Raw genomic sequence first — 22,849 nt, forward strand, 5'->3', positions numbered from 1 at the left:
TTAAATGTATGAAACCACAAGGTTGGATTAAGACCGTCTTTTTTTAAAAGAACGCAACATTTTTAGGGAAGATACCCAGTTTTCCTGTCTAAATTACCATATGAATTAATCAATAATTCTGTGAATAAATGCCCGCTTATAACAGCTGTCTCGCCTTTTCAACAACAAAAAAGGCTCCATTCCAGGGAAGCCTAATTAAGCATTTTTATCCATTGTTTTCTCTATACCCATGCTGGAAGCATTAATAATAAACGTATTCCCCTTTGAAGCTTCAATAGTGTGCACTAATCTTAGATGCGCTAATTCAGGATTGTTCGCTAACACCTTCGCGGTATTCGCAAGACTCCTCAACGTTGCTGCTTCACCCCGTGCCTTTTCTAAGGCAGCCTGGGCCTCTTTCTTTGCTCTTAGCACTTCTGAAAATGCCTTTTTCAATTCCGCTGAAAGCATAATATCCTTCACATCAACCGCGAGAATGGAAAGGCCGATGATCGTCTCGTCTTCTGTCAGCAAGTCTTTTACTCTGCTGTTTATCTGCTGGCGGTTTTCTATTAGTCTATCAATTTCTATTGTCGATATGACGTCTCGAAGCTTTAATTGTATGGTCGTATATAGATTTTCCTGAAAATCTTGATATTCTAATACGATCGCTTTGGGATCCTTAACTTGATATTTCACTGCCAAACTAATTTTCACGTTAACATTGTCAGCACTTAACAGCTCTTGCCCGTTTATCTGTAAAATAACGGGTCTCATATCAAAAACGTCAATTTTGGTTGAGGGTGTGAAATAGGTATACTTTCCAGGTTCCATTACACCCTGGAATTTCCCCTTATGAAATTTAACACCGCGTTCATATTGATAAATAGTAATGGAATTAAACACCATCTTGATTGCAAAGAATAATATTAAAATCAGAATAAAATATAAAACCGTATCAATAATAAAAGCAATCATGCCATCACCTGATCTTCATAATAATAACCGTTATGGATCCACTCACAGAAACGATTTGGACAATGGAGGTCATACCTGCAGGATTGCCCAAAGCAAATATTCTGTGAGTGGATCGTTATGGGCTTCGAACCCGAACCGGCCCCAAAAAAGGTAAACCAGTTTCCAAGATTGAGAATGCTGATAGGCTACATCATCTAAAGATTTTAAATGGCGGCTTGGCATTCTCCTTATTAATTGTAGCAAGTTTTGAGCAAAAAAGTATCCGTAGGCTATATTTATTTAGGCTCTTTTCGTAAACTTTGTTGCCTTCACAACTAAAAGTAAAAATCGACATTTGGATTTTTCACGAGTTTTCTTGCATTCCCTGATCAGCGAAAAACAACAATCCATGCGAAAACAGACTTTATTTTACAATCATCACCGGTGCTTTCACTCGTTTTGCGACTTTGTGGCTGACGCTGCCGAGCACCATTTCCTGGAGGCCATTCAAGCCTCGGCTCCCGACCACAACTACATCAAATTCATTCTTGTTTGCATAATCGACGATTGCCGGTCCGGGTTCACCAAGTAATTTTTCCAGCTTAAAACTCAAGTTTTCGCTGTTAAGCAGACTTGTAACCGGCTGAAGCCTCATCTTTCTTTTTTCCTCAACTACTGTACGATTGGGATTGTGAAGGACGTCTTCCTTGGATGTCTGTCCATCAATGACATAAACCACGGTAATTTCGCTATCGGCGTTCAGTTTCGCCAGTTCCGCTGCTTTTTTCGCAGCACGTAATGAATGATCAGACCCATCTGATGCAAGCATGATTCTCTTAAACATATGATCCCTCCGTACTTTTTCCATTATCTTATATATAAAAGAAAGCACGCTGATTAGTCAACGTGCTTTCCATTTAAATTAATGTCCGGAAAGCTTCGCGCCTTCCTGTTTGTGAACAGCAAGCTTGTCAATCAGAAGTGAGCTCGGCTCATTCAGGCCATGTAGGCGGACTACATTTCCGCTCGCCCTCAGCTTGATGACAATCTTATCAATCGCCGCAACCGCTGAATCATCCCATACATGGGCATGTGTCAGGTCGATGACGACATCCTTTGCTGTATCTAGCATATCGAATGATTCAATTAAGTCAGTTACAGACGCAAAGAATACTTGGCCTTTTACAAAGTAAGTACGACGGTCGGCTGCTACATCAAATGTTGATGTCACTTTCACCTTGGAAATCTTCGCTACAAAGAAAATAGCGCTCAGGATGATACCGGAGAAAACACCTTTAGATAAGTCATGCGTAAAAACAGTTGTAACAGTTGTTACTACCATTACAATTGAATCCGTTAAAGGAGTTTTCGCCATCCCTTTGATTGAAGACCAGTCGAATGTACCGATTGAAACCATGATCATGACGCCAACCAGGGCAGCCATCGGAATTTGCACAACGACATTACCTAACACGATGATCAAGAACATAAGGAAAGTCCCAGCTACAAAAGCGGATAATCTGCCTCGGCCGCCAGATTTAACGTTAATAACGGATTGACCAATCATTGCGCAGCCTGCCATGCCGCCGAATAGTCCGGCAACAATGTTCGCAATCCCCTGGCCGCGGCTCTCTCTATTTTTATCACTTGAAGTATCAGTCATATCATCGACAATGGAAGCAGTCAGCAAGGATTCAAGCAAGCCGACAATCGCCAAAGCCAATGAGTATGGGAAAATAATTTTTAACGTTTCAAGGTTCAACGGTACATTTGGAATCAAGAACGCAGGCAATGCAGAAGTCAGCTTGCCCATATCGCCGACAGTTCTAACATCACTCTTCGTCATAAGCGCAATCACCGTGATTACGATAATCGCTACAAGCGGTGAGGGAACTGCTTTTGTAATGCGCGGGAAAAGATAAATGATCGCAAGCGCTCCTGCTACCATTGCATACATAACCCATGTTGCATCCACGAATTGTTCAAGCTGAGCCATAAAAATCAAGATCGCCAGTGCATTTACGAAACCGATCATGACGGATCGCGGAATGAATTTCATAAATCGGGCCAATTTAAACACACCAAACAGAATCTGCAGGATCCCTGTCAAAATCGTTGCGGCCATCAAATATTGTAAACCATGGTCAGCAACAAGCGTCACCATCAGCAGCGCCATCGCACCGGTCGCAGCTGAAATCATGCCAGGACGGCCGCCGACAATCGCGATTGTCACAGCAATCGCAAATGAAGCGTAAAGTCCTACCATGGGGTCAACGCCAGCAATAATCGAAAAGGCGATTGCTTCAGGAATCAAAGCAAGCGCGACGACGATTCCAGCAAGGACATCTCCTTTGACGTTGCCAAACCATTGTTCTTTAATTGTAGTAGTATTCAAGTAAACACCCCTTAATTTATTTTGGTGGCTTCCTACTCTCAAGCAAGCCGGGTCCGTTAAAAACAGGATTTATCATAACATATTTACAGAAACGAGCAACCCTCATTGTAAGCGCTGCAATTAAAAATTCCCTCCAATTATCGACGGATATCTCTGTTTTTCACATTGGAATAGTAAAAACCTTTAAATGTAAAATCCGATTACTTGGGCCCGTTGAAGCTCTCTAAATTATCTTTTGCCAGCTCGGCTCTTCTATCAGCCACAAGTCTTTCTTGTGACCTTTTTTTCGGGTAAGCTTCTTTTCTGGAACGTAAACCAGCATATACAAAAAAACAGTCCTGCAACTCACTGCAGGACTGTTTTTTTACCCAACTGGCGTACAAATCTCAATATAATGTCCATCAGGGTCAGCGGCATACGCGACAACCTGGCCCCATGGTTTTTCGGTTGGTTCGAGTAAAATCGGAACGCCGGCTGCACGCAATTTTTCTACGGCACCCTGGACGTCCTCTGTTACAAAGCCAAGTTCAAAGGTTTGTTCCTTCCTGTTTCCATCAGGAATTGGCAGATTGGTAATTTCCCTGCCGCTTTCCCTCGTATTCATTGAAAGGACTGTATTGCCCGTCTCGTATTCGATGTAAGTACCAAACTCATTGCGCAGCTTCAGGCCAAGCAGTTCTCCGTAAAAGTGCTTTGTTTTTTCCAGGTCTGATACATATAAAATAACGTATCCCAATTTTAAATCCACCATCATCACCTCATCTAAATAATTCGAGATTCGATGGCATAATCCTTCATCTAGATTTGAACGATGATTGTGTCGCTCTATATTTTAAAATCGCTTCTTTTGTGCAGTTGTAAATACCTTCACTGATCAATTTACCCAGTGGGGTGGCTGTGCCTGCGTAAGAAATGAGCTCTCCCTGCTGGGTTGCAGCAATACAAATACTGTCTGTTGAGATGCCTGTTGAATCGGGAGTGGCACCGGGACTGACCCCATCCAGCTCCTGCAAAACGCTGATTTTTGCTTCCGCAGCTGTCATCGCGCTCTGGATAAATGCCTCCTCGGAAATCCTGCCATTAATGAACAGCCACGTATTGATATTACGCGGGCGGTCACGATGTGTGTTTCCCGCGGATACAATGACAAAAATCGAAAACTCACCATCTTCAAAAAGCCGGTACGCCGCCGTTTCAGCCGGAACCGCCGTCATCATGCCAACCGTTTCGCTTGGCAGAAAGCCATTACCCAGCAGATATTCGGCCATCTCTGCCTTATGGTCACTGCAATCATATTCTGCAGCAACAATCCGGTGAACAAATGAACTGTGCCACCCTATTCCGGCGCCAGTAATACCCGAAGACATTGTCCTCAACGGAATCGGCGACTTAAGAACAATCCGGTCATTACCGATATCAAGAAGCTTCACGTCTATTTTCACAGCATGATTTTCACCACTGCCTGATTCAGGTACCAATAAAAGCTGTGGCTTAGCGATTTCTGGGTGGGGGTGATTTTTGACCTCTGTCTTATATACTTTTTTGATCCGTTCTTCCTTTAACACTTCAACTGGGTTATCGACGATTAAAATCTCGCCGTTTTCCATAAGCAGAAGCCTGTCGCAGTATAGCGATGCTAAATTCAAGTCATGAAAAATGGAAACGACGGTCAATTGCTCTTCAGCCGTCCATTTTTTAAGCAGGTCCAGCAATTCCTTTTGGAAGCTAAGATCGAGGTGGTTCGTCGGCTCATCAAGCAGGAGGATTTTTGGCTGCTGTGCCAGCGCCTGGGCAAGGAACACCCTTTGCTTTTCTCCTCCTGATAATTCGACAATCGATTTTTCCTGAAGATGTGTAATGCCAGTCTGCTCCATCACCTTCTCGACAATCTGCTCATCTTCATTCCGCCAGCTATTGAACCAGCCCTTTTGGTGGGCGTACCGGCCAAGCGACACCGTTTCCTTTACTGTGTAAGGAAAGGCCTGTTCCGCATGCTGCGGCAGCACCGCCATCAGCCTGGCAAGTTCCTTCGGCGAATAGTTGGATAACAAACGATTATCCACCATGATCGAACCGCTGTTTATATGCAAAGCACCGCTAATCATTTTAAGCAAAGTCGTCTTGCCGCTTCCATTAGGTCCAAGGATGCCAAACAGTTCTCCTTTTGCCACTTCAAAAGAAATCCTCTTCAGCACTTCGCCGCCTGAATATCCGCCTGTTAAATCGTTTACTTGAATCATCAGCCTGCACTTCTTTCCTTACGATTTCTCATTAAAATAACCGCAAAAACAGGAGCGCCAATCAACGCGGTAATTACCCCGATCGGCAGTTCCGCTGGCGCGATAACCGTCCTTGATACAAGGTCAGCAAGAATCAGAAAACCGCTCCCTAACAATACGGACAATGGCAGCAAATGCCTGTGGTCCGGTCCCCATATCGTGCGGACCAAATGCGGAATGACCAGCCCGACAAATCCAATCGTTCCAGAAACCGCAACCGCCGAACCCGTCAAAAGTGAACCGGACAATAATATTAGCAGCTTCCTTTTTTCCACATTGACACCCAGATGCTGTGCACGCTCTTCCCCGAATGACATAGCGTTCAGTTCCCTGGTGTTCGCAAGCAGCGTCACTAAACCGATTATAAAGAATGGAAGGATTATTTTAATATACTCCCATCCGCGCATTGATACACTGCCAAGCAGCCAGCCGATGATTTGCCGCAGCTCCTCTCCGGAGAGGGCAATCATTAAAGAAATAAAAGCTCCTAAAAATGAACTTAGAATGATTCCAGTCAATATAATCGTTTCAACCCTGAGCAGCCTGTCGACCTGCCGGGCAAAAAATAACACAAACAAAACGGTAGCGAATGCGAACAAAATACTCAGCACAGGCAGAGTAAAGGAGCCAACGAAAGGAAGCGAGATTCCGAAAAACAAGGTGATTACCGCTCCAATCGAAGCTCCTGATGATATTCCCAAAGTATATGGATCTGCCAGCGGATTCCGCAGCATGCCCTGGAACGCGGCCCCCGCAATTGCTAGAGAAGCGCCAACAAAACCGGCAAGCAATACACGCGGCAGCCTGATATCCATGACAATACTTGTATGCATCGGGTCGATTCCCTGTCCCTGAAAGCGGAAAATTTCAGCACCAATGATTTCAACAATAGCGGGTACAGGGATGGAAACCGTTCCGATCGAGATGCCCAGCAGCATCGAAATGACTAAAAACGCAGCTGCCAATAGATACGCCAATCCTTTTTTATTTAAAAACGTCCGGATAAATGGCTTTTGCAAGCTCCTCTGCTCCTTCAGCGAGCCTTGGACCTGAGCGGGTAACGAGGTCAGAGTGGACATCGAATACCTGCTTGCCTTTGACTGCTTTTACATTTTCCCAGCCCTGTCGCCCGAGAACCAGCTCGACTGCGTTTTCTGTGTAATAACCATAGGTTGTCACAACGACATCTGGATTACGCTCAACGATTGCTTCCTGGTCAACCTTTGCCCAGCCTTCCATATCGCCAGCAGCATTTTTTGCTCCGATCAATTCGAGCATCTCATTGATGAAAGTGTTTTTGCCAGCTGTATAGATTTCCGGAGCCGGCGACACCTCGACAAACACCGATTTCTGCTGGTCAGGCTTTATTGATTCAGCCTGTTTTTTCAATTCCGCGAAACTGTTTTTCATATTGCCCACAAGTTCAGCAGCTTTTTGCGGCTCACCGATCGCTTTGCCAATCATCTCGATTGATTCGTATACTCCATCAAATGACTGCGCGTCATTGACAACGACTACATCAATCCCGGCATCCTTCAATTGCTGAAGACCTGCCTTAGTGCTGTCAGCCGTTGACTCATGGGCAAGGACGAGATCAGGTTTAAGGGAAATCATTTTTTCAATATTGATTTCCATCCCGCCGATTTTTTCCTTTGACATTGCTTCCTCAGGATAATTATCGAAATCAGTCACACCCACAATCGCATCCCCGTTTTCAAGCGCATAAACGACTTCCGTGTTGCTCGGAATCAGTGAAATGATTTTTTCAGGTTGATTTTCAATTACAATATCCTCGTCAAGGGCATCCTTGACGGTTACCGGGAAACCCGTTGTTTGCTCCTGCGCAGCTTTTTCGCCTTCCTTTTTTTCTGGCTGTGCTTCTGTGCCACATCCAACCAGAACCATGGCCACCGTCATCATGATTAATAATAATTTTTTCATTTGCTTCTTCTCCTCCATTTTGTCTTGACTATGTTAAAACTTTATTGTTGATTTCCGCTCCAGGCGCTTGCTTTCCGGGGGGGGCGTTCGCCGAGCCTCCTCGTCGCTGACGCTCCTGCGGGGTCTCGCCTGAAACGCTAATCCCCCAGGAGTCAAGCGCCTTCCACTCCAATCAACAGGCTTAAAAACAACATTTAGCTTTAACAGAGCCTAAAAAAATAAAAAACATCTCCACCTGAAGGGGAGATGTCCGAGTAAGCAAATGTTTTTAATCGAATTAAAAGACATAGAGCCTGTCGGCACCTCCCTATCCTCGTAGGTTTGCTGGTGCAATGAACAGGCAGGTCTCCTGGCTCATGGTCAATCGCTTGCTGCGCCTTCCCATACATTTGTACAGTGGCATTTTGCAGCTTGCTCCCATTTACAGTGGCGGGACCGCGTTGGAGTTTCACCAACTTCCCTTTTAAGTCTTGTTATGAAAGGCTCTTTCGCATATACGTCTGCTAAAAAGGCCTTAAAAGACACCCGATTCATTTAAATATGTAATTTTCCGCTAAATCCAATTATACACGATGAGTGAAAAATTGCTTTAAAAATTTATGATAGTTTCGACTTGTTCTGACAGATTTCCTTCTGGATGTTTGTCTTCCAGAAAAGCTATTGGGCGAGCAAGCTCCATTCCTTCAGCTTTTTATCGAATACCAATCTGCCGTCGGGATTGTTCCTGCTGGCCTCTTTATATTCATCATACATATCATCCATATTAGAAAAGTCGCCGATGACCCAAATCGGGATTTCGATTCTGTTGCGATTTTGTTCCATATTCTTCAGTGAAAAGACGGCACCTTCTTTTAAAGCGGGTGTCAGCGATTTTAATATCTCCTTGCCGACTGATGGATAGGATTTCTTCTTCCTGATACCGAGCAGCGTTTTCTCAGGCTTCAATTCTCCGAGCTTTCCAGCAAGAACATTTCCGAGCATCCGGAAAAAGTCATTGAAGTTGCGGTAATACGTTTTATTGAACCAGCCATCTTCATGAGCAAGGTAAACAAAACGATTTCCGAGCTGATTGTAGAATGGAAGCTTTAGATGATGTTTGATATGGCCGAGGTATAGGATTTCCGCAATCTCCTGTGCCGAAAGCACATTCAGCGCTTCCATTTCCTCAAAATCAATCCAGCAAAAATCTCCATAGGCGTTGACATTGTCAGCAACCAGCTTTTCAACTCCGTCTTCCTGTACATACTGAAATAAGGTATGCCTGTTAAAATCACCATCCTCATAGCGATGCTTCAGCAGCAGCAAATGGTTGAGTGAATCAGATAAGGACCTGGCGAATTCAAAGAATTCGATTCCATATGAGAGCACATATTGATCCCTGTCGTTCAAATGGACATATAACAAATCGCGATTATATGGATGGTTCTTTTTCAATGGCAAAACCTCCCGGAGCTTCTTGGCTGTACACTGATAGCGAGTCGCACAAAGGCACTGCTTCCGTTCAAATGACGCTCATTCCATTCTATCAAAAATCAACAGAAATATCTTATTCTGACTCCCCAAAACATAATTATTATTTTCCACCTTTTAAGAAAGAATCCGGTGGTTTTACTGCAACTAAAACACCATTTAATTCGTCTATTACCTTTATAGGTAAAAGTTTCCTCGGAAGTCATTGTAAGGATAATTTTTCTTTGCTAGCATAAAATTAAAAATAAATCCAGAAAACAGGGTGTACCATATGGAAAAACCTTTGAAAAAAAATGAACGATTTGATTGGACATTGACGTTCCTGTTAATGTTGTTTTTCCTGACAAGCTGTATAGCGATTTACAGCGCCCAAAAAACCGGGCAGTATGGACAAAACTTTATGAATAAGCAAATCTTTTGGTATGTCGTTGGAGCAGGAATTATCGGTGTGGTCATGATGTTTGACAGCGAGCAATACCGGAAGCTTTCTTGGTACTTGTACGGTTTCGGCATCTTTCTGCTTGTATTCCTTTACTTTGCTCCTCCTAGTATCGCCGAAGAACGAAATGGGGCAAAAAGCTGGTTTTTCATTGAGCCATTCGGCTCGATTCAGCCATCTGAATTCATGAAAGTCTTTTTGATTTTAGCGCTCAGCAATGTGATTTTCGTTCATCATCAAAAAAATGAGGCGAAAACCTTCCAGTCTGATTTACTTCTGTTCATCAAGATGGGGGCGATTACCAGCCTGCCGCTCGGTTTGATTATGCTGCAGCCCGACCTTGGAACGGCTCTTGTTATTCTTGCTATTTTTACAGGATTGATCCTCGTTTCGGGAATCACCTGGAAAATCATTCTGCCGTTATACGGTGGCGGTGCTGCGCTAGGTGCTGGAATTCTATATATGGTTATCTGGAAGCCTGAAATCCTCAAAGAATATTTAAGCGTAAAAACCTACCAGTTCGGGCGTATCTATGCATGGCTCGACCCCGAAAGCTACCAGAGTGAATATGGATATCATCTGGTAAAATCGCTCAGGGCCATCGGATCAGGGATGCTTACCGGGAAGGGCTTCAGCGAGCGGGAAGTGTATATTCCTGAAAGCCATACCGATTTTATTTTCAGCGTCATTGGTGAAGAATACGGCTTTGTTGGCGGCAGCTTCGTCATCGGCCTGTTTTTTCTATTAATCTATCATTTAACGAAAACGGCTTTGGATACAAACGACCCATTTAACACCTACATCAGCGCAGGTGTCATCAGCATGATCACCTTCCATGTCTTCCAGAATATCGGGATGACAATCCAGTTATTGCCGATCACCGGAATCCCTTTACCATTCATCAGCTACGGCGGCAGCTCGCTAATGGGCAATATGCTCGCCATGGGACTGATTTACGGAATCCGCTATCACCATAAAACGTATATGTTTGCATCGAATGACAGGGGATTTAATATATGAAATTAATAAGCAACTACCGGGACAATGAATTGCTGCGCAGTAGCTTCATACAGCTCGCTGCTGATATATTTGGCCTTGATTTTAAAAATTGGCATAAAAAAGGATACTGGGGAGAGCGATACGTCCCCTACTCCTTTGCAGAAGGAGATCGAATCGTTGCCAATGTATCAGTCAACAGACTAGAAATTATTATGGACGGAAAAAGCTATAGGGGGTTGCAAATCGGTACCGTCATGACCCACCCTGATTACCGCAACAGGGGCCTTTCAGCTAGCCTGATGAATCATATTCTTGATGAATACAGCGGCAAATACGATTTCATGTACTTGTTTGCGAATGACAATGTGCTCGATTTCTATCCCAGGTTTGGATTTGAACGTATGGAGGAAAGTCAGTATTCGGTATCGTTTTTTTCAGGTGATCGTGGTGGTAAATTACGCAAACTGGCTATCGGCGACTCCAATGACTTGCTGCTCATTGAAAAAATGGTTTATGGAAGAGAGCCGGTATCGAGATCTTTCGGCACCGCAAATTCTGGCGGCATTACGATGTACCATGTCTTGAATGTTTTTGCCGATCATCTCTATTATTTTGAGGAAGAAGACTCAATCGTTATTTTTACTAAAGAAGAAGATAAAGTTCACCTGTATGATGTCATCAGCAAAGCACCTATTAACATTAATATGCTTCTCGAAAGAATAACGCCTAAAAAAACATCTGAGATCGTGTTCCATTACGCTCCTGATTATGAAGGCCTTGAATATGAACTCAGTCCCTTTCAAAGAGAAGGAGCTTTATTTGTGAAAAAGGGCGCGGCGCTTGCGTTTCCATCATCTGTAAAGCACCCGGTCACATCGGAGGCATAATACAAAAAAGGCTGATCATCTCAGCCTTTTTTCAATACTTTCCTGTTATTCATTTTCACACTCGAACGGACAAAGAAATAAAGGATGAAAATCCCCATGATCACGAGCCCTGTTTTATTTAAAGCAAACAGCTTGAGCACGGCGCCTGCAAGTGTGGCCAGGTAAAGCATTCCGAGCAGTGCATTCATTTCCTTGTTCTCGAAGTAGTCAGTCATTCTTGCTCCGAATTGAGAGCCAACAAGCGCGCCGGCAATCAGCATCAGGCCGATGAAGTAATCGATATCGGTATTAACTGCATACGAAATGAAGCCGACGCTTACGATCAGCAAAACAGCAAAGAGGCTAGTTCCGACTGCCTTCTTAGGATTAAAACCTAGTGATGTGATGATAAGCGGGACGATGATAAACCCTCCTCCAACCCCGAGTGCCGCTGAAGCGAAACCGCCAACAAAACCAATCGCCAATAATTTTGGTACTGAAAAAGACTCAGGTACAGCTATGTCTTCTTCTCTTTTTTTGCCCTGGCGGATCATTTTAAAGGCAAAATACGCAAGCAGCACGATATACAAGAACGGGATAACGATTTCATCCCATCCGCGGGCTTCAAGAAAATAGACCATCGGACGTGCCAGCTGCGTGGCTGCAATCCCACTCGCTCCCATCATCAAACCCTCTTTCCAGAGGATGTTTTTCAGACGAATATGGGCAATAATTCCCGAGAAAGATGTACCCACCGTAAAAAACAAGCTAGTTGTGATTGCTTCGAGCGGCGAAAAGCCGATCAACAGCAGGATCGGCGTCAGGATAAAACCGCCGCCCACCCCGAAAAAACCCGAGAGAACACTGATCATCCCGCCCAGCAGCAAGAAAATTAAATATTCCATTTACAGCATCCCTTTTCATTCAAGTCTTATTTAGGATACCACTTTCAGCTTCAATGGTAATATCATTTAATTATTTTAGACAAATTCTCCCGATCAAGGTGATTTCTCATAGCTGAAGATGATTTTATCCTTGCTTTAAGCGTTATTCTCCCAGTTGAACCCCTTTTTATCCTGGCTGGTTTCCGAGTGAAAAATATCTTTGTATTATTATAGTTGGCTCTTGATGATTCAATAATGATATACTTCTTACTATAATAATTTCAAAGGAGAAACTGCTTAATGTCTGAATGGATACATGCTTTTGAAGAATGGCTGCTAGAATTCGGCTCATGGGGATTATTCATCGTGTCCTTCCTGGAATCTTCCTTTTTCCCGATCCCGCCTGATGTATTGATGATTCCAATGGGAATCGCGAATCCTGACCGTGCTCTCTGGTATGCCTTCATCACGACTTCCGGGTCTGTGCTTGGCGCACTTTTGGGATGGTATATCGGCAAAAAGGTCGGCAGGCCAATCTTGCGCTTTTTTATAAAAGAAGAAAAGATCGTCATCGTAGAACAATATTTCGAAAAGTACGGCGCGATGGCAATCTTAATTGCTGGCTTCACGCCTATTCCATATAAGGTATTCACGATTTTTTCCGGAATCTCGAACGTGAAGATTCCAACGCTCATCATCTGGTCGATCATCGGACGAGGCGCTCGTTTCTTCCTTGAAGCAGCAATCATTGTCGCGCTTGGGGACAAAGCTATGCCTTTCATCGAGGAGAATTTCGCCATGCTTACAGCCGCCGTCGGTGGTGCAGTCATTATTGGCTACTTGATTTACGCGTTTGTTCGCAAGTCTAAAAAAGCATAATTACACTTTAAGAACCGGATCTGATTACAGGGTCCGGTTTTTTCTTTGAGGCTGTGTTTAAACTTGGCTGTTGATTCCTAAAAATCAACAATCGCCTTAAACACAGTCCCTATTTGAAGGATATGCTAAATGATAGACCGCAGCTGATTCCAGGTCAATCCATAGTCCATTGTGTATCATCCTGTTTATATTGCCAGCAATTGGGTAGATTAAAGTATGCTTGCTGGCTAACTAATACTGCTGCATATTATCTATTATCTCGGCAGTGAAGCTAGCAGAAAATAGCTTACTATATAAGGAGTGAGAAGTTTGTACAATAATTTCTATAATGGCTGGGATGGCATTCTTGGCAAATTGCCGAATGTACTGATTGCGCTCGCCGTCCTCTTGGTTGGATGGCTCGTAGCGAAATTGATTGAAAAGGCGGTTTATAAAGGGCTGCAAAAAACGAGCCTCGATAACAAGCTTTTCTCTAACATGAATAACAAAAAGTATTCTGCGGAGAAAATCCTCAGTAAAATTGTCTACATTTTCGTTCTCGTATTCGTCTTTATCATGTTCTTGAACATTTTAGATTTGTATATTTTAACTGAACCGCTTGTAGGAATGATTTCTACAATCACATCAGCGATTCCAAACATTTTAAAAGCAGGACTTATTCTATTAATCGCCTGGCTGATTGCATCAGGTTTGAAGCTCTTGATTCAAAAAGGCGGCAAGACATTAGGCGTCCATGAAAAATTGAGCAAGTACAAGCTGACTGACAACAATCAGCAAACAACGAACGTAGTCGATAAGGTCGCAAACATCGTCTTCTATCTAGTATTATTGATGGCATTGCCTGCAGTATTGGCAGCCCTGAATTTACGCGGCGTGTCTGAGCCGTTTGAAAACATGATCCAGGGAATCCTGTCATTCATCCCTAAACTATTCGCGGCAGCGTTAATTTTATTAGTTGGCTATTTTGTCGCTAAAATCGTTCGCGATATCCTGACAAACTTTTTGCAGAGCATTGGCACTGAAAAAGTAGTCGAGCGTTTCGGACTGTCCCGTTTATTCGAAGGAACAAGCCTGTCACGCGTTATCGGCACAATCGCTTTCGTCTTCATCTTGATTCCGACTGTCATTGCAGCGCTTGAGCGCCTTGATATCGAAGGAATCTCTACGCCAGCAATCGCAATGCTTAATGATATCCTGACAATGATCCCAAATATCGCCGTAGCGATCTTGCTTGTATTGATCGGCATGTGGCTTGGGAAATGGCTGAAGCGATTCACCACTGATTTATTAAGAAGAGTTGGGTTTGATTCTTATTTTAAAGGCATGGGTGTAGGTGCAACAGCGAAGCGTCCTAACTCATTAAGCTTCTCTGAAATTGTCGGCTATATCGTCCAGGTGTTTGTCGTTCTCCTATTCGTAGCTGAAGCACTAAATGTAGTTAAACTAGATTTCTTCGTAGACCTTGCTAGAGGTGTCATCGCTTATCTTCCACATGTAGTGGCAGCACTGGTCATCCTTGGTGTAGGATTATGGCTTGGAAGCCTTGCGAAAAAAGTTCTTGCCAGCGTCCTGCAGGGGGAATCTTCAAATGTCCTTGCATCAGTTGCAAAGTATGCGATCATCACAATTTCCGTCTTCATGGCACTTGACCAATTGGGAGTCGCTCCAGCAATCGTCAACGCAGCGTTCATCCTGACTCTAGGCGGACTCGCCCTGGCATTTGGCCTCGCATTCGGTCTTGGCGGAAAGAACTTCGCTTCCAAATACTTAGCCAAGTTCGATGAAAAAATCGAAAAAACAAGCATCAACCAGGCTGCGGTTCAGCAGCAGAAAATGAAAAACAACAATCCTATTAATCCAAACCCTGCAACACCGCCGAACCTAAGCACCCTGAACCAGACCGGCAACAACAACCCAATGGATCCGCATAACGATAACAATCCGTTGAATCCGTAGAAGAACAAAAAGCGCAAACGCCTCGTTCAGCCCCGACAAGCGCTGGAGGGCCTGACAGTGAATTCGTTCTTTGACTTCATTGGCAGGACCGAAGCGTCTCGAGGAGTTAGGAGCCGCAGCTAGCCAAGCGACTCGAGCTGCTCAAAGCTAACGCTTTTCGCAAGATACTCGAAGAAGCACTCTCGGGGATGAAAACTGGCGAGGCGCTGGAGCTGGATTGAGAATACTACATGAGTTATCCACAACTAAACAATTTTATATTTCCTAATCAACAAAAAAACACAGCTGCTTAATACCGCAGCTGTGTTTTTTTTATGTATTTTTTAACTGAAATTATCAATGAAAAAAACGACGAGAAATACAATGAAGGCATAAAAACTAAGATGCAATAGCACGGTAGTGACAAAATCCTTCAGTTTATCAAACGAAAAAGGTTCACTTTTCCTTGTCCTTGCTCTCATAGCTCGCTTGTCCCCCCTAGTAAAACTATCCAACCAATCCAGATTTTTCTTTGAAAATATCATAGCATATTCATGGGGCTTTGTGCTTTATATTTTAATAGAAGGACACATTTAGATTTTACATATGAATTTATCACCCAAAAGAAAAGCGGAAGCGCCTTGGTCAGCCCCGACAAGCGCTGGAGGGCCGACCGATGAAGTCGTTCTTTGACTTCATTGGGCGGACCGAAGCGTCTCGAGGGGCTAGGCGCTGGAGCTAGACATTTCTCGAAGTGAAATTTATGCTTTCTTATCTCAAAAGAAAAAACCCTCTAAAATGAGGGTCCAATCTAAATCATCTTTGTCCATAGCTATCGAATTTTTTCGCCAGCGTTGCCATTTCTTCATCAGATAGCAATGTTGGCTCGCCAATGGCTTTCGCCTGGTAAAAAATCTGGGCGCTGTACTCGATTTCCTCAGCGACGGTGAATGCTGTTTCGATATTATGAGCGCCGGCAATCATTCCGTGGTTTGCCAGCAGTACGGCTCTCCTGTCGACCATTCCTTCATAAGCCTTTTCCGCAAGCTCCTTCGTCCCGAACGTTGCGTATGGAGCGCATCTCACATTGGGTCCGGCAAACGCGACCAAATAGGATACCGGCGGAATATCCCATCCTAACGCAGCAATAGTCTTAGCGTAAGGTGAATGAGTGTGCACAAGCGCGTTTATATCTTCCCGGCGCTGGTAAAATATCAAGTGCATATCGAGTTCGCTCGACGGTTTTTTAGTGCCATCGACGACTTCACCCTTTAAATTGATAATCACAACATCTTCAGGCTTCGTTTCAAAATAATCAATCCCGCTCGGACTGATGGCGACCAGCTCTTTTTCCCTGTTAAAAATGCTGATATTCCCGCCGGTCCCCTTCGTCAGACCGCTTGTGATGATTTTTTTGCCATATTCTACGACCTTCATCCGTTCTTCCAGAAGCAACATATACTGCGCCTCTCTTTCTCTAAAATCTAGATCAGGAACGTCTTATTATTGCATATTATGGCTTGAAGCTGAATCCTTTAATACTAGTAAAAATTGCTCGCCTGTTTTATAACTGGCCGGATTTAGAATAAATTGCTTAGCTGCTGTCAGGCAGATTCGTTCTGCTCTTACCCGCTGCTGCTCGTCAGAAATCGTTGACAAGTCCTTTACCTTGGCCAGTCCGGCAATCCGGCGGATCAACTCCATGCCCGTCACCGATGCTGTATCATGGAGAACAGTCTCCAAATACCAGCGGTCGAAGCCAGGTTCTTTCGCCATGATATCGGTTACGTTTTTCTTCCAGCTTACCAGGAACTTTTCAGCAAAAAGATCAACCGTGTCCTTGATGGTTTCCTCCAGCCATGCAACATAATTCTCTTCAGCATTCGTTACATGTGCCCGTGACCAGGCAAACATTAAATTCGCAACTACATTCCCGGTGTCATACCCCATTGGTCCATAGAACGCGAATTCAGGGTCGATCACTTTTGTTGAATCTTCTTTTACAAAAACAGAGCCTGAATGAAGGTCGCCGTGGACAAGTGCCTGGGCATTGGTCATAAAGGCGAACTTCAGCTTGGCAGCCTCAAATCTCAAAGCATCATCAGCATAAATATTCTGCTCGACCCACTCTTTGTTAGCCGGGAACAGATTATTCCGGTTGTTATGGTCAGTGAAAGGTTCAGAGTATACGAGGTCCTCGGAAATTTCGCATAACTCAGGATTGATGTAATCCTGGACAAGGGCTTTCTTTGCTTTATGCTCCATGACAACGTCCGAAGTCAGCAGCAGCGTATTCACCATGAAAGTCGTTAAATCATCCGCAAGCTTCGGAAAAATGCGGCCTTCCATTAAAGCCGTCCGCAGGATTGTATGGTCGGAAAGGTCCTCCATTACGCAGCAGTTCATCACACTATCATATAAATAGACGTCAGGAACCAAACCAGGTGCCAGCTCGCCCTCAAGCTTAAGAACATTCGACTCAATTCTGATCCGGTTGGTTGAAAGCTTGAACTCATCTGAAATCCTAGCGGTATCTCCTGCCTGTTTTACGATCAGCGATTTGCCAGACTGTTCATCTATTACCCGGAATACATAGTTTAAATTACCATCGCCAATCTCTGCGCAAGTCAATTGAGCTGAGCCATCAAAAAAATCAGTTTTGGACCTTACATATTTGATTACCTCATCGGCATTCATTAAAAAATAGGAATTAAAATCTGCCATCATTGTTTGACCCCTTTCCCCAAAAACAATTATAGAAATCTTTTAAAAATTATTATAGCTTAAGATTGTTAATTGAGGCACTATTTCAACTATTTCGAGCAAAAAAACTCTTAACTCAAGTTTTTAAATATCCAGTTTGTGAAAAGAAAATAAAAAAGAAGACGATTCCCCGCCTTCTTCAATCCTTATTTCGTCACTCACATGGCAGTAAAATCGTGAAGGTAGTTCCCTTTCCCTCTTCACTATCAACGACGATCTTCCCTCTCATCCTCTGGATGATATCATAGGAAATCATCAGCCCAAGGCCTGTCCCTTTTTCCTTGGTAGAATAATAAGGGTTGCCGAGGCGTTCAAGCTGGGCCTTTTTCATGCCGACGCCCTCATCCCTGAACTGAACTTTTACGTAGTCCTTGTCAATCTTGGCGATGATGTAAATACTTCCGCCGCCAGGCATCGCTTCAATGCCATTTTTCAGGATATTGATAAAAACCTGCCTGATTTCGTGAGCATCGCCTTTAATCCAGAGATTCTTTTCAATACCTTCTACCAATTCTGTATTTGCAAGATGGGAGTAAGATCTCATGAAATCGATAATTTCCCTTAAAAGTCGGCTCAGGTTTATTTTAACCATGCCGCCAGTGTTCGGTTTTGCAAGCGATAAAAAGTTATCGATGATTGTCTGGGTTCGGTCCAGTTCCTGCAATGATATCGAAATGAAGAGATTCTGATCAGCGCTTAAGTTCCGCTCTCCCTGCAAGACCTGCATGAATCCCCTGATCGTCGTCATTGGATTCCTGATTTCATGGGCAACAGAAGCGGCAAGCTGACTAATCGCCGAAAACTTCTCAGCTTTGTGCAGCTCATGCATCATCTGCAGCTGGAAGTTCGTCATCTCAATTATGTATATGGTTACTGATAAAGCGATGAAAGAAACGAGTGAAAAAACAAGAAGATAGAGGTAGTCCTCAGCGTTCCCTGAATTGATCAGAGCCGCAAGCCTTGTCGAAGTAATCAAGGCATAGACAAAGAGTCCGAGAGCAATTTTTTTCTTGACGGAAGTGTCCTTGTACATTTTTTCAATCGCGAAAAACAAGATTAAAATGACTGCATAATTGATTGATGTTACACCCAGCTTTTCTATTTCTAAAAACCCTTGCAATAAAAGCAAAACTGCAACCAGCAAAAAACTATCCGTCCTGCCTAAATAAAAGTAAGCAATGAAGATCGGGATCAATTTCAAATCAAATTCCATTCCACCATGAAATCGCACAGGTAAAGCCATCGTCAGCAATAGCGCAGCTAAAATCGACAGCTTAAAAATATGCAGCTTATAGGTATAGCGCTTTTGCATCCATAAAAAGTTATACATGAAGCCAAGCGACAATATTATCGAAAAATGCAGGATTAAATCTTTCAAAAACGCTACCATTGCGCAAAATCCCCCAAGGACCGCCAGAATGTAAATAAATGTCTACTTCTTATTATCCACTGCCGGAGGGAATTCTTCAATGTAAAATTCAGATTTTTTAGACACCCTTATATAAATGTTTTTTTACATGGGTCTTTTCGTAAACTCTGTTGCTTTCACAACCAAAAGTAAAAATCGTCATTTGGATTTTTACGAGTTTTCATGCATTCCCTGTTCAAACACCTCCTCGAAAAGAGCTCGAAGTCATGAGATATACGGGATGAATACTTGATTTGAAAAACAACAATATATGCGGAAAAACAGCCGTTTATCAAAAAAAATTTTCTCAGGCACTCTAAAACTTATGCTATAATAAATCCAACCATTGCTTTACCGCAGTAAAAACCCTACTTTGAATGAGTGGGGTTTTTTTATTTTTTCATTCACTTATAAAAGGCTGGGCCTTCCAGCTTCCCGTAAAATTCACAAGGGTGATTATCTTGAATATAAAAAAACAAGCCCTGATTACTCAGAGCTTGTTTGTATGTGCCAATCGTTATTATAGTTTTGTAACGTTAGCTGCTTGTGGTCCACGAGCGCCTTGTTCTACGTCAAAAGAAACTTCTTGACCTTCTTCAAGGGATTTGAAACCTTCACCTTGGATAGCTGAGAAATGTACGAATACGTCTTCTCCGCCTTCGCGTTCGATGAATCCAAAACCTTTTTCTGCGTTAAACCATTTTACTTTACCGTTTTCCATTTTTGTTGCCTCCTAGTGTGATATCCACACAATTTGTTACTATTCTTGCTCTCAATGATATACAGGCGAATCAAGCAGTGCATGTTCTTCCCTTACATACCGAACAAAAATAATTCTTCCTAAGAATAACAGAAATAATATAATAGTGCAAGCTTTATAAGATTTGCCAAAAAATGGCCGCCATTATAGTTTTCTTAAAAAAAGTCAATAATGAAATAAGTAAGACCTTCATACTCCATTCCAGAATTTCAGAAAATAACCTTCAAATATGGTATAATGAATAGAATATGAAAGGGCGTGGCTAATTGAAAAGCTCGAGCAACCTATATAAAGCTGGTCAGGAAGTGCACATTAAAGATACTGGTGAAACGGTTACAATCATGAAATCTCAATACGTTAAAAATATGAAGAGATTCTCATACATCGTCAAAGAACACCCCAGCACATTCTATTTCGAAGAAGAACTGGAGAAAATTTAACGGAAGCACGGGGACGGTTCTCCTGCTTCTTTTTTTATACACTGTTAGCTGTTTAATTACGCCTTTTGCGCTGTTAGACTCGACTGTTAATTTTCGCTCCAGTCGTTCCAATCAACAGAGGTGGAGAAATCAACAATTTTACTATTACAGTGCCTTTTAAAAAAAGCGTGCCCATTGAGCACGCTTTTTTCCTCCTAAGCGCCCGTATCTGCCTCTGCGGATTTCACCTTTTGCGGCCACAAGCTGAATTTTCCCAATTTGACCATGATTGCAGGAACGAGGATTGTTCTGATCAAAAACGTATCGATCAGTACACCAATGGCGACGGTAAAGCCGAACATGAACAGCTCCATGATGGGCTGGGTGATGAGGACAGCGAATGTTGCAGCCAGGATCAAGCCTGCTGAGGAAATAACCCCTCCCGTATGGGATAATCCAAGGCTGATCGCTTCCTTGATCGGATGCTTTCTTGCTTCCTCTTTTATCCTTGAAATGAGCATGATGTTATAGTCTACACCAAGCGCTACAAGGAAGATGAATGTATATAACGGGATGCGATAGCTGATTTCCGAGTAGCCAAAGAACTGGTCAAATATGAAAAATCCAGCTCCGAGCGCCGTAAAGTATGAAAGGATAATCGTAGCCATCATATAGACTGGTGCGATGAACGATTTTGTCTGCAATCCCAGCAAAACCATGATGACAATTGTTGTTAAAATAACTACAGTCCATGTATCCCTGTCATTCACATCACGGATTTCAGCCTGCTTGGCAGTTTCACCTGCATAGTAAAGCTTTGTCCCCTCTAAACCAACAGTCTTTAGCAATGCCTCGTCTTGCTCGCCAATCGAATTTAACTGGTCGAACGTCTTCTGATCATATGGATTTCCGTCAAAGACGATCTCAAGCTTTGCTGCTTTCCGTTCCTCTGAAAAATAGGAATCGAGCCTCGCAGCCTGCATCGGATCAGCAGATGCATAATCAGGATTGACCCGGGCGACTCCGTCCATCTTAAGTAATTCTTCCCTAAAGTACTGCAATTTTTCCTTCTCCAACTCTGTTTCACTTTCAATGATCAGCGTGGTCGGAGCCAATTCCCCGGGAGCAAAGTTCTTCTCCAGAATCTCGTATCCTTGCCGTGACTGGATATCGTCCGGGAAAGATTTAATCAGGTTAAATGAATACTCGATATTCAATGTATTCAGGGCGATAGCCACAAGCGGGACTAGCACAATAAATCCGCTCTTTACAGGACTTTTCACAACGGCATTTCCGAGCTTCGACCAGAAAGTCGGCTTAGCTGCTTTCTGATGGTCCACTTTCGGAATGGATGGCCAGAATGCCTTCCTGCCGAATAGTACATATAATGCAGGCAGCAACGTCAGCCCGCCTAAAATGATAAGCACTAAGGCAATCGAGAAAACAGGCGCGAAGCTGCGGTAAGGCTCATAAATGGCAGCGAACAGGACAAGCATCGCCGCCAGGACGGTCCCGCCGCTGTATAGGATCGGTTCTGTGACCTCCTCCATCGCACGCTTCATCGCGGTGTACTTGCTTTCTTCCTTTTTCAGCTCTTCCTTGAATCGGGCTACGATAAACAACGAATAATCGGTCAATGCGGCAAATAGCAGAATCGACATGATTGAGGTCGATTGCGTGTCGATCCTCATGCCAGCCGAGCCAAATATCCCTATCGTCTTATTTACGACCTCATAGACAATCCCAGCTCCTAGCAATGGAACCAATGCCAAAAGCGGTGAGCGGTATATCAGGATCAGCAGGACAAAAATCAAGCCCATCGTCCCCAGCAGGAGGACAACATCCGCTCTTGCAAAGATACTGATCATATCAGCCACAATACCGGCTGGACCGGTAATCGCCAGCTTGACCTTGTCGCTATCCTTTAATTCTTCCTTTGCGATCTGGCCCAGTTCTTTAATCGTCTCATTAATCGTTTCACGTTCCAGGTTTTCCTTCAAAGAAACTGGCAAAATCAGCGTCGTGTTATTTTCGGATAAAAATGACGCCTTTGCCTGAGGAGGCATCTTATGAAACGGAACAACAGCCTTAACCGGTTCAAGCTTCGCCTCTTCTACCTTTTTGCTTATATCATCGATGACGCCAAAATCCGCCTCGGTAAATTCACCTTTTTTATTAAAAACCAGCAATGCAGGCGTGCCTTTATCATCTGGAAAATACTCTTTTATTTTCTCATCCGCTTTGAGCGAAACAGAATCCTCTGGCAAACCGGATTCATTGATACTTGTCGCATAATCACTCGCTCCTGGAGCCATCCAGCCCATCAGCAACGCCGCAATGAACCATGCCGCCACAATTCCCTTTGCACCTTTTTTACTGCTAGAAAAAACCGTTAACTTCTTTGCCCATTTCATCATATGACTACCCCAATTCGCGGAAGCACGGGGACGGTTCTCCTGCTTCCTTTCAAACTATA

19 protein-coding genes and 1 riboswitch are annotated in these 22,849 nt (G+C 43.5%); of the genes, 5 read left to right on the top strand and 14 right to left on the bottom strand.

What is annotated here, in order from left to right; genetic code table 11:
- Positions 1-195: 195 nt before the first annotated feature.
- The 8 genes from M3204_RS20265 to M3204_RS20300 all read right to left on the bottom strand — a co-directional run bounded on the left by M3204_RS20265 (position 196) and on the right by M3204_RS20300 (position 8,985).
- Positions 196-957, bottom strand: coding sequence for a slipin family protein (locus M3204_RS20265; RefSeq protein WP_251486932.1), 762 nt, complete (start codon positions 955-957; stop codon positions 196-198).
- Between the two features lie 403 nt (positions 958-1,360).
- The gene (locus tag M3204_RS20270) at positions 1,361-1,780 is read right to left on the bottom strand and encodes a universal stress protein (RefSeq protein ID WP_251486936.1); all 420 of its coding nucleotides are present in this window, start codon (positions 1,778-1,780) and stop codon (positions 1,361-1,363) included.
- A 78-nt stretch (positions 1,781-1,858) separates the two neighbouring features.
- A complete protein-coding gene (locus tag M3204_RS20275) occupies positions 1,859-3,331 on the bottom strand; it encodes a SulP family inorganic anion transporter (protein WP_251486939.1) in 1,473 nt (490 codons plus the stop codon).
- A gap of 364 nt (positions 3,332-3,695) precedes the next feature.
- Positions 3,696-4,079 (bottom strand): VOC family protein, encoded by a 384-nt coding sequence (locus M3204_RS20280; protein WP_251487053.1) that lies wholly within the window; start codon positions 4,077-4,079, stop codon positions 3,696-3,698.
- 46 nt (positions 4,080-4,125) lie between these two features.
- Positions 4,126-5,571 (bottom strand): heme ABC transporter ATP-binding protein, encoded by a 1,446-nt coding sequence (locus M3204_RS20285; RefSeq protein ID WP_251486942.1) that lies wholly within the window; start codon positions 5,569-5,571, stop codon positions 4,126-4,128.
- Entirely contained in the window at positions 5,571-6,629 is a 1,059-nt protein-coding gene (locus M3204_RS20290) for a FecCD family ABC transporter permease (protein ID WP_251486946.1), read from the bottom strand. The genes M3204_RS20285 and M3204_RS20290 overlap by 1 nt, the downstream gene beginning before the upstream one ends.
- Positions 6,595-7,569, bottom strand: a complete 975-nt coding sequence (locus tag M3204_RS20295) for an ABC transporter substrate-binding protein (protein WP_251486949.1) — start codon at positions 7,567-7,569, stop codon at positions 6,595-6,597. The genes M3204_RS20290 and M3204_RS20295 overlap by 35 nt, the downstream gene beginning before the upstream one ends.
- A 304-nt stretch (positions 7,570-7,873) precedes the next feature.
- A riboswitch (cobalamin riboswitch) is annotated at positions 7,874-8,089 on the bottom strand.
- A 119-nt stretch (positions 8,090-8,208) separates the two neighbouring features.
- Positions 8,209-8,985, bottom strand: coding sequence for a hypothetical protein (locus tag M3204_RS20300; protein WP_251486951.1), 777 nt, complete (start codon positions 8,983-8,985; stop codon positions 8,209-8,211).
- Positions 8,986-9,292: 307 nt separating this feature from the next.
- Between M3204_RS20300 and M3204_RS20305 the strand changes: the two genes are divergently transcribed.
- Together M3204_RS20305 and M3204_RS20310 are read left to right on the top strand one after the other, a co-directional pair.
- Complete coding sequence (locus M3204_RS20305; RefSeq protein WP_251486954.1) at positions 9,293-10,480, top strand: FtsW/RodA/SpoVE family cell cycle protein; 1,188 nt, start codon at positions 9,293-9,295, stop codon at positions 10,478-10,480.
- Positions 10,477-11,346 (top strand): GNAT family N-acetyltransferase, encoded by an 870-nt coding sequence (locus tag M3204_RS20310; protein WP_251486957.1) that lies wholly within the window; start codon positions 10,477-10,479, stop codon positions 11,344-11,346. Before M3204_RS20305 ends, M3204_RS20310 begins: the two co-directional genes overlap by 4 nt.
- Positions 11,347-11,366: 20 nt before the next feature.
- On the opposite strand, the gene M3204_RS20315 is transcribed toward M3204_RS20310, so the two are convergent.
- Complete coding sequence (locus M3204_RS20315) at positions 11,367-12,230, bottom strand: sulfite exporter TauE/SafE family protein (RefSeq protein ID WP_251486960.1); 864 nt, start codon at positions 12,228-12,230, stop codon at positions 11,367-11,369.
- 279 nt (positions 12,231-12,509) lie between these two features.
- On the opposite strand from M3204_RS20315, the gene M3204_RS20320 reads away from it, so the two are divergent.
- Together M3204_RS20320 and M3204_RS20325 are read left to right on the top strand one after the other, a co-directional pair.
- The gene (locus M3204_RS20320) at positions 12,510-13,088 is read left to right on the top strand and encodes a YqaA family protein (RefSeq protein WP_251486963.1); all 579 of its coding nucleotides are present in this window, start codon (positions 12,510-12,512) and stop codon (positions 13,086-13,088) included.
- 309 nt (positions 13,089-13,397) lie between these two features.
- Positions 13,398-15,044, top strand: coding sequence for a mechanosensitive ion channel (locus M3204_RS20325; protein ID WP_251486966.1), 1,647 nt, complete (start codon positions 13,398-13,400; stop codon positions 15,042-15,044).
- Between the two features lie 795 nt (positions 15,045-15,839).
- Here M3204_RS20325 and M3204_RS20330 read toward each other — a convergent pair.
- The 4 genes from M3204_RS20330 to M3204_RS20345 all read right to left on the bottom strand — a co-directional run bounded on the left by M3204_RS20330 (position 15,840) and on the right by M3204_RS20345 (position 19,915).
- Positions 15,840-16,481, bottom strand: a complete 642-nt coding sequence (locus M3204_RS20330; RefSeq protein ID WP_251486969.1) for an L-fuculose-phosphate aldolase — start codon at positions 16,479-16,481, stop codon at positions 15,840-15,842.
- Positions 16,482-16,526: 45 nt separating this feature from the next.
- Positions 16,527-17,747, bottom strand: a complete 1,221-nt coding sequence (mtnK, locus tag M3204_RS20335; RefSeq protein ID WP_251487056.1) for an S-methyl-5-thioribose kinase — start codon at positions 17,745-17,747, stop codon at positions 16,527-16,529.
- Positions 17,748-17,940: 193 nt separating this feature from the next.
- Positions 17,941-19,176, bottom strand: coding sequence for an ATP-binding protein (locus M3204_RS20340; RefSeq protein WP_251486972.1), 1,236 nt, complete (start codon positions 19,174-19,176; stop codon positions 17,941-17,943).
- Between the two features lie 538 nt (positions 19,177-19,714).
- Entirely contained in the window at positions 19,715-19,915 is a 201-nt protein-coding gene (locus tag M3204_RS20345; protein ID WP_041967029.1) for a cold-shock protein, read from the bottom strand.
- 305 nt (positions 19,916-20,220) lie between these two features.
- On the opposite strand from M3204_RS20345, the gene M3204_RS20350 reads away from it, so the two are divergent.
- Complete coding sequence (locus M3204_RS20350) at positions 20,221-20,394, top strand: hypothetical protein (RefSeq protein WP_251486976.1); 174 nt, start codon at positions 20,221-20,223, stop codon at positions 20,392-20,394.
- A gap of 194 nt (positions 20,395-20,588) precedes the next feature.
- Here M3204_RS20350 and M3204_RS20355 read toward each other — a convergent pair whose 3' ends face one another.
- Entirely contained in the window at positions 20,589-22,790 is a 2,202-nt protein-coding gene (locus tag M3204_RS20355) for an MMPL family transporter (RefSeq protein WP_251486979.1), read from the bottom strand.
- Positions 22,791-22,849 lie beyond the last annotated feature (59 nt).

The sequence above is a fragment of the Mesobacillus subterraneus genome, from assembly GCF_023715485.1.
GTDB lineage: Bacteria > Bacillota > Bacilli > Bacillales > Cytobacillaceae > Mesobacillus > Mesobacillus subterraneus_B.

What these genes read in the sequence shown, in the direction of transcription:
- M3204_RS20270 (WP_251486936.1), bottom strand. Translation starts at nt 1,780, where the DNA reads ATGTTTAAGAGAATCATGCTTGCATCAGATGGGTCTGATCATTCATTA.
- mtnK (WP_251487056.1), bottom strand. Translation starts at nt 17,747, where the DNA reads ATGGCAGATTTTAATTCCTATTTTTTAATGAATGCCGATGAGGTAATC.
- M3204_RS20315 (WP_251486960.1), bottom strand. Translation starts at nt 12,230, where the DNA reads ATGGAATATTTAATTTTCTTGCTGCTGGGCGGGATGATCAGTGTTCTC.
- M3204_RS20265 (WP_251486932.1), bottom strand. Translation starts at nt 957, where the DNA reads ATGATTGCTTTTATTATTGATACGGTTTTATATTTTATTCTGATTTTA.
- M3204_RS20345 (WP_041967029.1), bottom strand. Translation starts at nt 19,915, where the DNA reads ATGGAAAACGGTAAAGTAAAATGGTTTAACGCAGAAAAAGGTTTTGGA.
- M3204_RS20310 (WP_251486957.1), top strand. Translation starts at nt 10,477, where the DNA reads ATGAAATTAATAAGCAACTACCGGGACAATGAATTGCTGCGCAGTAGC.
- M3204_RS20340 (WP_251486972.1), bottom strand. Translation starts at nt 19,176, where the DNA reads ATGGTAGCGTTTTTGAAAGATTTAATCCTGCATTTTTCGATAATATTG.
- M3204_RS20355 (WP_251486979.1), bottom strand. Translation starts at nt 22,790, where the DNA reads ATGATGAAATGGGCAAAGAAGTTAACGGTTTTTTCTAGCAGTAAAAAA.
- M3204_RS20320 (WP_251486963.1), top strand. Translation starts at nt 12,510, where the DNA reads ATGTCTGAATGGATACATGCTTTTGAAGAATGGCTGCTAGAATTCGGC.
- M3204_RS20295 (WP_251486949.1), bottom strand. Translation starts at nt 7,569, where the DNA reads ATGGAGGAGAAGAAGCAAATGAAAAAATTATTATTAATCATGATGACG.
- M3204_RS20285 (WP_251486942.1), bottom strand. Translation starts at nt 5,571, where the DNA reads ATGATTCAAGTAAACGATTTAACAGGCGGATATTCAGGCGGCGAAGTG.
- M3204_RS20305 (WP_251486954.1), top strand. Translation starts at nt 9,293, where the DNA reads ATGGAAAAACCTTTGAAAAAAAATGAACGATTTGATTGGACATTGACG.
- M3204_RS20330 (WP_251486969.1), bottom strand. Translation starts at nt 16,481, where the DNA reads ATGTTGCTTCTGGAAGAACGGATGAAGGTCGTAGAATATGGCAAAAAA.